The sequence below is a fragment of the Elusimicrobiota bacterium genome (assembly GCA_026388095.1).
Taxonomy (GTDB): Bacteria; Elusimicrobiota; Elusimicrobia; order UBA1565; family UBA9628; genus UBA9628.
Genome location: JAPLKL010000038.1, coordinates 1 through 2,939 on the forward strand (window position 1 = coordinate 1; position 2,939 = coordinate 2,939).

2 protein-coding genes are annotated in these 2,939 nt (G+C 69.0%); both read right to left on the reverse strand.

Features of this window, described 5'->3' with window-relative positions; all coding sequences use genetic code 11:
• A partial coding sequence (locus tag NTY77_08480; protein MCX5795512.1) for a caspase family protein occupies window positions 1-674 on the reverse strand: 674 nt, incomplete at its 3' end.
• Window positions 560-2,939 (reverse strand): hypothetical protein (locus NTY77_08485; GenBank protein ID MCX5795513.1); only part of this gene is annotated, 2,380 nt, incomplete at its 5' end. The genes NTY77_08480 and NTY77_08485, both read right to left, overlap by 115 nt.

Consider the following 2,939-nt stretch of genomic DNA (forward strand, 5'->3'; position numbering starts at 1 on the left):
TCCGGGTTCTGCTCCCGGTTCTGGCGGTGCGCCGCGCGCAGCACGTTCTTGCGCACGTAGCCGTGCAGGTCGCCCACGCTGACATGGCCGCTGCCCTCGGGATCGGCCTCCCCGCCCAGGCCCCGCAGCAGATAGTAGGTGAACAGGCCGTGGCGCTGCGCGTCCAGGCTGCCCGCCACCTCGTCGCCGGAAGCCGCGGTGAGCACGGTCAGCTTGTCGCCCTTGGGCAGCACCGCTTCCTTGACCAGCACCAGCGGCCGCAGCCCGGAGGCGATGACGGAGCGCCCGCCGGATCCTGAGAAACAGGCGTCGAGCAGCACCACGACCTCGCGCGCTTTGAGGCGGCCCAGCCGGTCATAGAGGCGTCCCAAGGGATACGCGCTGGTCTGCAGGAAGGCCGGGTCGCCGTCCCAGGGCACGAGATGGGCCGTGCCCTTGCGCGGATCCGGGGCCCCATGGCCGGAATAGAAGAAGTAGACGCGGGAGTCTTCGCTGACGTTGCGCGGCAGCCACTCTTCGATGTATTTGGAGAGGTCGGTCTTGGTGGCGCGCTGGCCGGTCAGGAGGATGACGTTCTCCTCCGGCACGCCCAGGACGGCCTGGGCGTAGCGCGCGAAGGACGCGGCGTCGCGCTCGGCGAAATTGGCCGCGGGCAAAGAGCGGTAGCGCTCCACGCCGATGACCAAGGCGAAATGGCCACGGGCGGCGCTGCCGGCTGGGGGCTGCGCATCGGGCGACGGGGGCGCTTGGCCGACCTGTTCATCACGACATTCTGCAGGACGAAACCGGTCAGGTCGCCGTAGCCGCTCATGGGCGCCGCGGCCGGATAGGTCCCGAGCAGGCCGCCGTTGGAGTCGAGCTCCGTGACGTTCTGGCTCCCCGGATTGACCACCCACACATGGCCGCTGGCGTCGACGCCTACGCCCGAGGGGTTGACGCCCGCGCCGTAGTCCCCGATCATGGCGCCGCTGGCGCCGTCGAGCTTGATGACCCGGCCCGGCCCGTGCGTGTTGCTCGGGTCGCCGGCGCTGCCGCAGAAGTCGGCCAGCCACACATTGCCGGAGGCGTCAACCGCGATCCCGTCGGGATTGCAGCCGGCGGGATAGGTCCCGATAAGGGCGCCGTTGGAGCCGTCAAGCCTGGTGACATTGGCGGGCTGCCGGCCGCTCCCGTCGCCCCAGCCGTTGGCGACCCAGACATCGCCCGAAGCGTCTACGGCGACCCCTCTGGGCTCGATGCCCACGCCGTAAGTCCCGAGCACGGTCCCGTCGGAGCCCCTGAACTTGGTGACGCTGCCGAACGCGCCGGAATAGGAAGTGGGACAATGGGCCACCCAGACATCGCCGGAAGCGTCGACGGCCAGTCCGTCAGGGGGATTGGCGAGGCCGCGCGTCCAGATCACGCTGCCATCCGAGCTCTTGAGCTTGAAGATGCTGCCGGGGGCGGTGCCATTGCCTTGGGTCGCGTAGATATCGCCCGAGGCGTCCAGCGCCATCGCCTGCGCAATGAACCCGACGCTGAGACTTGTGACGGCGCCGCTCAGGGCGTCGACTTTATGGATCCGCGGAGCATTGGCATCGACGAACCACAGGTCGCCGGAGGCATCCACGGCCTGGTCGGAGCCGGCCGGGGCGGGGAACGTGGTCACCTTGCCGCCCGCGGTGTCGATCCTGGTCGCGGTGCCCGCCCGGCCCGCGACCCACACGTAGGGAGTCTTGCTGAGCGAGGGCCCGCTGCCCGCGACCGGCGGCGACGGCCTGGGATTGCCTATGGGCCGCAGGCGGTCCTGGGCCGGGTCGTAGACCTCGGCCGCGGCGGTTATGTACGGGGGGGAGTCCGTGCCTAAGGACCCGCCGAGGACGTAGAGCCGGCCGCGGGCCACGACTCCTCTCGTTTGGGATCTGCTCACGGGCAGGGGCGCCGCCTCGTACCAGAGGCCGGTGGCCGGGTCGAAAGCCTCGTGCAAGGCGATCCAACTGTTCCCGCTGCCGTGGCCGCCCAAGGCGTGGATCTTCCCGTCCAAGACGGCCGTCGGGAAGTACGAGCGCGCGGTAGGCATGGGCGGCGCCGCGGACCAGGAATCGTTCTTCGGATCGTAGACCTCCACGATGTCGTAGGTGGGGCCGCTCAGCGGATGCCCGCCCAGAACATAGATCCGGCCTCCGAAGGCGGCCATCCCAGGGTCACAACGTCCGGTCGGCATCGGCGACAGTCGCTTCCATGAATCGGCGCGGGGATCATAGCCCCAGAATTCCCCCGAACAATCTCTGCCCAAGACATAGAGAACGCCGTCGACTGCGACTCCCCTCGACATGCCCGGTGCGGGGACCGGCGCCCGAGCGCCCCAGGACTTGGTCTCGGGGTCGTAGACCTCCAGGCTATTGAGCCGATCACGGGACGTCGCGCCTCCGACGACGTACAACTTCCCGTCTATGACCCCCGAAGCCGCATTGTGCCGCGCGGTGGTCATTGGGGGAAGCTGAGACCAAGTCTGGCGCGACGGGTCGAAGGCCCAGAGAGCAGAAGAGTCACAAGGAGGCTCCGGGGAAGGGAAGACAACGCCTCCAGCCAAATAGATGATGCCGCCGATCTCGGCTTGGGCCGACGTAACCAGCCGGATCGGCATGTCCTTGAGCCGTGTCCACGGCGTATGGAGAGGCGGGGCCTCGGCGACCGGCGGCGGGCCCTGGATCGGCGGGACCTTGGCCCGGCCGCCGCGGCCGGACCCCGGCTTCCTCATCACGAAATTCTGCAGAGCGAACCCGGTGAAGTCGCCCAGGTTCCCGCCCGTAGTCACACCCTTGTAGGTCCCGATGATGTTCCCGGCCGGGCTCAGCTTCGTGACCGAGGAGACGCCCGCGTTCATCACCCACACGTCGCCGGAAGCGTCGACGGCGATGCCGCCCTTCGGGTTCCTGCCCGCGCTGTAGGTCCCGATC